This is a genomic window from Novipirellula sp. (assembly GCF_041583735.1).
GTDB lineage: Bacteria > Planctomycetota > Planctomycetia > Pirellulales > Pirellulaceae > Novipirellula.
The window spans coordinates 1-7,461 of record NZ_JBFHFD010000431.1 but is presented as its reverse complement, the minus strand read 5'-3'; the positions used below and the strand labels follow the sequence as shown (position 1 = coordinate 7,461).

Genomic DNA, 7,461 nt, shown 5'->3' with positions numbered 1-7,461 from the left:
GTCGATCGCTATCGTCAAACTCACGACGTTGTGATCCTGGGCGAAACGCCAATCGACACCCGAGCAGCCTATTTGCGTCATCTGCTGCATCATCTTGGTGCCGATTACCGCGGCATCGCTGATGCCGATCTGCAGTTGGCCCTGGTCGATCGTGTTTGCGACAACGATCCACCCAATGACGGGTTGTTGATCATTGTTGATGAAGCACAAGCGCTCAGCGCCGAAGTGCTTGAGGCGATCCGCATGTCGACCAACATCCAAAGCGGCGGACAACCTCGCGTGTTTGCCGTTGTGGTGGGCGGAGTCCGGCTTGATGACACGCTTGCTGCTCCGTCGATGGAGCCGTTTTCGCAACGCATCGCCGCCCGTTGTTACTTGCACCCCATGAATGCGGACGAGACGCGACACTACGTCACCGAAACAATCCAGTGCTGTGGTGCCGATCCGGCCGCGACGATTACCGACGAAGCGCTCGCCGCTGTGCACCATGCTTGTTGTGGCGTGCCGCGTCTGGTCAACCAAATCATGACCGAAGCGATTGATATCGCCGAAGCTGCCGACGAATCTTTGATCACCGACCACACGATCGACCGCGCCTGGGCTCAACTGCAACAATTGCCAAGCCCGATGATCGAAGCCCCCGGTGTGAAACAGCAAGGAGCCCCGGTTGAATTTGGCGAGCTCGACGAACTTGATTCAAGCCCATTGGCTAATATCGCTTCCCGAGGCGAAGTCGACACCCTCGACGAACAGGAAGCATTGGCTGCGGATGAGTGTGAATCCGACGCTGAAGTCGCCTGTGAAAATTCGGCAGACGTTGCTTCAGATCCGTCGGACGATCATCACGACTTGGTCGCTTCGACGATGCGAGAAAACATGCTCAGTGCCGAGATGTTTTCCGATGGCGATGGCGAAGGCATGGCCAAAGGCGAGACTCAATACCATTCGCTCGTTTCGTTTCCGGTTTCGAAAGTAAGCAGCCTTGCCGAACGTCGCGTCACGGTCAAAGACCCTAGCGTGATCTTTGGTGAATTTGATGACGAAGAAGAGGTTTGTCTCAAAGGCAGTGCGAAAACCACCGCTCCGATTCGGGACCAACCTCCCGCAACTCAGCCCGTGGCGTCGCAGCCGGCTGTCGATGAATGCGACCAGGATCATGCGACCGAGTTTGCTGCCTCGGGGGAAATTTCATGCGATTCCTATTGCTCGGACAATCGATGCGATGATCTCGAATCGATGTTGCATCAAGAGATCATTGGCATCGCCGACATGGCATCCGGCGCCAATTTCTTTGCACTGCACGAAGCATCCGATCCGCAGTGGGCGGATTCGCAAAACGAGGAAGTGGCTGATTTGGAATTGATCGCCGACGAAGTCGAAGAATCGCCAGCCACGCTGCGGTTGAATCGCGACGACAACGCGGGCGATGCCGATTCGTGTGAACCGGAAACCTATATCCGCAAGGATCTTTCGGAAGGTTCGCTGCGATTGACCGTTCGTGACGACAGTGATTTGTTAGTCATCGAAGAAGACGTCGATCTATCTCGCTCGCCAAAATCGACCTACTTGGATCGCAACGAAAGCGAAGTGTCAGTCGACTTCCACAGCATGCTGCAGCGGATGCGAACCGGCAGCGAAGTTTAGGCAGGTGAAGCAATGTCGCTCTCTCAAATCGCTCAGTGGATGATTCAGATTCGTCAGCAGGATCAGCGGACGCCGGCATTGATTCTGCCAAAGCGTTTTGGAATGCGAGCGGCCTTTTATGAGTCGCTTGGCAATGCGTTTGTCGATGCAGGAATCCGCCAAGTGCGATTCGACGTTTTGCGTCCGATCGGCGGTCTTTGGCAAGCGACGTCCAACCGCCTGTTTGCGTTTCAGGCGAGCCGGATCAACCGCGTCCTTTCGCGTGGTAATCACGAGGGGCGTCACCTTCATTTGGCCTGGACCGCCGCGATCGCGCGACCGTGGACCGATGACGCGCCGCGAGACACCGATTTTGTGGTGGGGATCGCCGACACCTCCGCCGCGTTGCCCTGCTGGATCACTCCGATCGGAATTTCGGAATCGGCGGCATAGCAGGGTCGCAAATTGAACCAGCGGCGCTACAATCTGTGTTGAAAATTCCGTGGGTGACTGGTCCCGAATCGCTGATTCGAGGGATGTTAGTTTGCCTGGTTCGTCCCTTTCAGCCCCCGTTCGATCGCCGTTGTCCGAAGCCGCTAACCCTTCATCGAATCCTACACAGGATCGTCGCTGCCGCGTGTTGGTAGGGGTGTGTACGTACAACGAAGCCTCGAACATTGCGACGATGATCGAGCGGTTGCGGGCGTCGCTGCCCCAAGCGGATCTGTTGATCGTCGACGATAACTCACCCGATGGCACCGCAGGAATCGCGTTAGATTTGGCTCGCGTCGATCCTCAGGTACGCGTCATGGTTCGCGAGCATGAACGGGGCCTCGGCAGTGCGATCCGTTGTGCGATGTCCGCTGCGATCGAGCATTCGTATGACTATTTTTTGAATCTCGATGGGGATCTCAGTCATGATCCCGCCCAATTGCCAACGTTGCTCGAGCGCGCGACTGTGAATCCCGAAATCGATGTCGTCGTGGGGTCTCGCTATGTGTCCGGCGGCAAGATCGTTGGATGGCCGCTGCGTCGACGGATCATGAGCCGCATGGTCAATTCGTTTGCCACGCTCTGTTTGCGATTGCCGGTCAAAGATTGCAGCGGTTCGATGCGGTGCTATCGCGTCGATTCGCTCTGCCGCTTGAATCTCGGCGATTGGAATTGCCGAGGCTACGCGTTGCTCGAAGAGCTGCTCGTGCTGTTGGATCGCCGCGATGCCGTGATGGCCGAGGTGCCGATCACCTTTACCGAGCGTCAGCGAGGCCAAAGCAAGTTGACGTTTCGCGAAGCCGCCCGCTCGGCGTTTCAAATCTTCCGCTTAGCGTTTAAGTGATCCGGTTTCGCCTTGGATGATCGCCTCGAACGCCGCGATGGTGTTGGCGTCGCCTAACCGAGTCAAATTCTCTCGCAGGATCACATCTTCGGCGGTGCGAATGAAGCGTTCGTACTTCACCAATTTCTCGCGGTCATTCAAGCTGTTTTGGTTCGCGTCAGCGAGCTCGCGGTACTTGGCATAATCGGGATGGGATTCGATCGCATGGATAAAGTCATCGCTGCGATCGGTCATCAACTCAATCCCGATCGGGTTAAGTGGGTTGGCGAGTGCCGGCCATTTGCCTCGCAGATCGTTGGCGATTTTGCGTCTCAGCGATGCACTGTTATCGGTGGTCGTGGGACGTGATCGACCGCGTCCGCGAGGTCGGCGTTCGTCCTTTTTGCGTTCTGCCGCCTCCAAGCGATGTTCGCCTTCGAGTTCCAGTTGCGCTGACAAACCCTCGAGCACTGCACGGTCCGACGGAGTAGCATATTTCAGGAGTTCGCTATACTCCAGATCCCGCGGCAGCAAGTCGGGATGTTGGTCATCTTGAAAACCACTCTCTTCGCCCAGGAATTCTCCTGAGGTCTTGATCGGCAAGTCGATCGTATCGCTTTTCAAGATGGTGTAGGCGTGCGCTTCTTCGAACGAAACCACGCCATCGTTGTCATAGTCGGGCGGGTCGACCGGTTGATTCAGTCGCGTTCGTCCCGCAATCGCCTCCCAGAAATAGGTGCTGTATTCGACGTACGAGGCTTCGTCGATATCGGGAGTGCATCCGGCAGCGGGGCGATCGTGAACGGTGGCAAAGAAGCCACTTCGCTTTTGTGACGAGCGGCCTTTGTCCGGATCTCCTTCGTTGTACACCAGTCGAGCAAAACCGCCCGCGTGACACTGCACCATGATCGTCACCACGCTGACCCCTTCAGGCAATTGGTCCAGCATTTTTGACAACTCGCTGACCGTGATCTTGGTGTGGTTCCAAAGCGAGATCGAAGTGTTGTAGGGTTGATTGCGAGTCTGGCTTTCGCTGCCGTGGGCAGTGACGTACAGCACCAACCGGTCACCCTTCTCCATCGTCGAACCGACATCATCAAACCACTTTTGGATGTTTTTCGGCGCTGTCGAACCGCGGACGTTGTCAATGCTATGGTTGCGGTACGACAGTCCGAGGTCGCGTTGGCTTCCAAAAAATTCGGCCATCAACTGATTGGCTTTGGGTATCGATGTTCGATCGATCACCTGCAGGTCGTCGTCAGGATGGTCGCCATCCGAAAAATAGATGTCGTTCTCGTTTTCATCCAGACCACGATCCTTCAGCAATCGCTGAAAGAACAGCACGTTGCGTTCGAGCGAGGCTTGGTTTCCCGACGGCGAGTAGCCACCGCCAAGCGTCAAGAAGAGGTCCGCTGCCGTCGCCGACGCCAAAGTGGCAGACGAGGAGGCGGCCAGAATCAGACCAGCCAAGGCGGCACGACGCAGACATCTCATTAAATGGATTCCAAATGGGGAAATTGTCGTAGCGGATCGAGCTAACGATCCACGACGCAGGAGTGTGAGTTCCCGTGTTAGGGTTTGGCCAAGTCGATGGCGACCAGTTCTTTGTCGTTACGCACGTAGGCGGTTTTGTTGGCGTAAGCCGGATGGCTCCATACGACTTTGCGTCCGAAGGCGGTTTGCGTGGGCTCGATCACTTTCACTTGGCCTCGCGAATGATAACCATCGGCGTCCATGTCAGCGACCGAAAAATGGCCGTCTTCGCCAAACAAGAAATAGTGTCCACTGGGCGTATGCCGAGTGACGAAGGCGGTTCCGGCATTAAGACGTCGTTCGTGACCGGGACGAACCGGTTCGTAGGTTTGCCAAAGTCGCTCACCATCTTCGACCTTCGCAGCAACCAACGCCCCGAGCGTTTCATCGGTTCCAAACATCAACCCCTCGTGAATCAGGGGCGTCATCGTGGAAACACTCAGTGACATTTTGGGTTCCCCGGCCCAAAGTTCCGTCACGCTAGGTTTATCGGCGTCGAGTTTCAACATCAGCGATTTGTCTTTGATTCCGCTGGCAAACAAGTAGTCGCCACTGCGCTGAGGTCGGCTGATCGACATGCCGTAATCGGGAACGAGCGGGACGGTCCAATAGGTCTCGCCTGTTTTCGGATTCAGTGACGCTACCGCTTGCGGATGCCATGCAATCAACTGAGTCGTGCCGCCCGCCTGGATGATCGATGGCGGACAATAACCGGCGTCAGTGCTGGAGAGAGCTTTCCATTTCACCTCGCCGCTGTTGCGGTCAAACGCGACCACCGCTTGACCCTCGCCGCCTACCATCGTCACGACCATGTCGTTCACCACCAGCGGATGTGCGGCGAATCCCCACGTCGGAGTTTCGGCGTTGAATTTTTTAGGCAAGTTGATATGCCACTTAACCGTTCCGCTCTCTGCATCCAGAACCGCCAAGTCGCCCTGTGCCCCCAGAATGGTAACGATCCCGTCGACCACCGTCGGGGTCGTTCGTGGACCTACTGGGTAGCTGATTCGGTAGCTGGATGGATATTCATATTTCCAAATTTGTTTACCGGTAGTGGCGTCAAGACAGAGCAGCCGCTCGTTCCCTTCGAGTTCCGGTTTCGCACCCGGTTCCTCGACGAGCGTTCCCTTGGTCCGTTTGTAATCCATCACATAGATGCGGTCTCCGACGACGGCGGGACCCGCGTAGCCACCCTCCACTGGTACCCGCCATTTGATCGGCAGTCCATCGGCGGGAATCGAATCGATCACTCCTGTTTCGTTGTAATTGCCGTCACGGGTTGGGCCCATCCATTGCGGCCAGTCGTCAGCCGAGGCAAAATTCGCTGCCAGCACGCTGGTCGCAGCAAGCGTCAACAAGGATCGAATCGTTATCGCTGCAGTGTCCAAAATCATCACGTCGGGTCCAAGAGTTGCGGAGCAAAAAGGGGGGGCATACATGCCGGTCGCGGGATGAACGCGACCGGCTAAATCGTCAGCGACATTCTAAGCGAAATAAAGTATCCAGGGCTGAAGTCAAAAATGCAGAATCGAGAATCTTCGACAAACGAGTCCATCGCAAAAAGCAAAAAACGGGACGCGTCGCCTCGTCCACTACCGCAAACGCGAGATGAATCGCTGCACTAGCGAGCGTAACGAGGGTCGGTTTTACGGATGATTTCATTGATTCCCGTTTGGTTGAATCCTTTGTAGCCATCGTCACGCTGCAGGATTTCTAAGTGCGATCCGATGCTGCCCGATTTGCGGAACCGCTCGGCTTGCTCGGCCGTGATCACACCTTCATTCGCCGCTTGTTCGATCCGCCCGTCTGCAACGGGCCACATCTCTCCCTGCGTAAACGCCTGTTTCAGGAAATCAAAATCGGTGAACGGTGCCATCGTTTGGATGCCGCGCTCGGCCAATTGAGTCCGTGCGGCATCAAAATCGAATTGGCATTCCAGATGATGCATGCCCGCTTGCAAAACGGCTTCGCCGTGCAGTTTGCACCACAGCCCGACAGTGCCAAGTTGATCGCGGGGCGGCAACGGTTCGTGAGCAAAATCGCCCGAAACCTCTTCAGCAGTCAAATCGACGTCGGCAAAAATGACCACTCCGGTTGCGGGTTGTTCTAACACCTGAGCTCCCCAACCCGCTTCGGCTCCTCCGTAAAACCGTTCACGACACTGAAACCCGAGTTGTTCCAGCAGCGAGATCAAGCGAGTAAAGTGCTTGCGGCTGCTGCGGTAGGTGTGGTGGTCATGGTTGGCCCAGCCGAGTCCAAGTTCGTCTTGGCGTGATTTTTGAACACGCGCTGCCTGGTTGCGGCTTTCCCAGTAACGGCGTTCGGCGGCAAAGAACAAATCGCAGGTGCGATCTTGGCCCAGGTCCACTTTGGCCGCAGCGACCAGCTCGCTTGCATGGGCAAAGCCCTCTTCGTCCGAAGCAAAGTCACGTTGCCGTAACAAGAACGCTTCCTGGTGTGTCAGGATCGCATCTACGTTGATCTCGGCCGATTCACTCGGTTTGAAACCGACATCCCCGTGCCGCTCGGCCACCCAAAACTCTGTCGACTCGGTTTCCGAAACGCACGCGAGTCGAAGTGACGAATAGGGCCGTCCTTGGATCGGATTCGTCACGCGATGAGCGACGAGGAAATCGACTACCGATTCGACTTGGATGGTCAGTCGTCGTTTAGAGAAGCTCCCTAGTACCACATCAGGAAACAAGCCGTCGGGGTGCTGCCAAATCGCGTCGCCAGGTTCATGTCGTAATTGGAAACCTGATTGCGACAGCAGCGATTCGGTTTCCACGGAAAACGGCAGCGAAATGTGATCGAGCCAATCGCTCAATCGTGTCCCAGTTTCCGCTAACATCCGTGTCTGCAAGTTGGCGACAAAGCGATTGTCACGCACAAACTCTTCGGTCCATTGATCGATCCGCATGGCGGCTTGTGGCTGACATTTCCAATCAAATTCCGACAATGATGATTTCGGCATGGTCATCGGGCTCCGC

At 56.1% G+C, this 7,461-nt stretch carries 6 protein-coding genes; 3 read left to right on the top strand and 3 right to left on the bottom strand.

Annotation, left to right across the window (positions count from 1 at the left end):
* From ABX962_RS24870 to ABX962_RS24860, 3 genes are all read left to right on the top strand, one after another.
* The coding region (locus tag ABX962_RS24870) for an ExeA family protein (protein WP_372723316.1) at positions 1–1,644 on the top strand (1,644 nt) is incomplete at its 5' end.
* 12 nt (positions 1,645–1,656) lie between these two features.
* Positions 1,657–2,076 carry a hypothetical protein gene (locus tag ABX962_RS24865; protein WP_372723315.1) on the top strand — a complete coding sequence of 140 codons (420 nt, stop codon included), beginning with the start codon at positions 1,657–1,659 and terminating at the stop codon, positions 2,074–2,076.
* Between the two features lie 130 nt (positions 2,077–2,206).
* Complete coding sequence (locus ABX962_RS24860) at positions 2,207–2,959, top strand: polyprenol monophosphomannose synthase (protein WP_372723313.1); 753 nt, start codon at positions 2,207–2,209, stop codon at positions 2,957–2,959.
* Here ABX962_RS24860 and ABX962_RS24855 read toward each other — a convergent pair.
* The 3 genes from ABX962_RS24855 to ABX962_RS24845 all read right to left on the bottom strand — a co-directional run.
* Positions 2,945–4,432, bottom strand: coding sequence for a hypothetical protein (locus ABX962_RS24855; protein ID WP_372723311.1), 1,488 nt, complete (start codon positions 4,430–4,432; stop codon positions 2,945–2,947). The two genes, ABX962_RS24860 and ABX962_RS24855, sit on opposite strands and share 15 nt — an antisense overlap.
* Before the next feature lie 77 nt (positions 4,433–4,509).
* A complete protein-coding gene (locus ABX962_RS24850) occupies positions 4,510–5,865 on the bottom strand; it encodes a PQQ-binding-like beta-propeller repeat protein (RefSeq protein WP_372723309.1) in 1,356 nt (451 codons plus the stop codon).
* Between the two features lie 227 nt (positions 5,866–6,092).
* A partial coding sequence (locus ABX962_RS24845) for a hypothetical protein (protein ID WP_372723307.1) occupies positions 6,093–7,461 on the bottom strand: 1,369 nt, incomplete at its 5' end.

What these genes read in the sequence shown, in the direction of transcription:
- ABX962_RS24865 (WP_372723315.1), top strand. Translation starts at nt 1,657, where the DNA reads ATGTCGCTCTCTCAAATCGCTCAGTGGATGATTCAGATTCGTCAGCAG.
- ABX962_RS24855 (WP_372723311.1), bottom strand. Translation starts at nt 4,432, where the DNA reads ATGAGATGTCTGCGTCGTGCCGCCTTGGCTGGTCTGATTCTGGCCGCC.
- ABX962_RS24850 (WP_372723309.1), bottom strand. Translation starts at nt 5,865, where the DNA reads ATGATTTTGGACACTGCAGCGATAACGATTCGATCCTTGTTGACGCTT.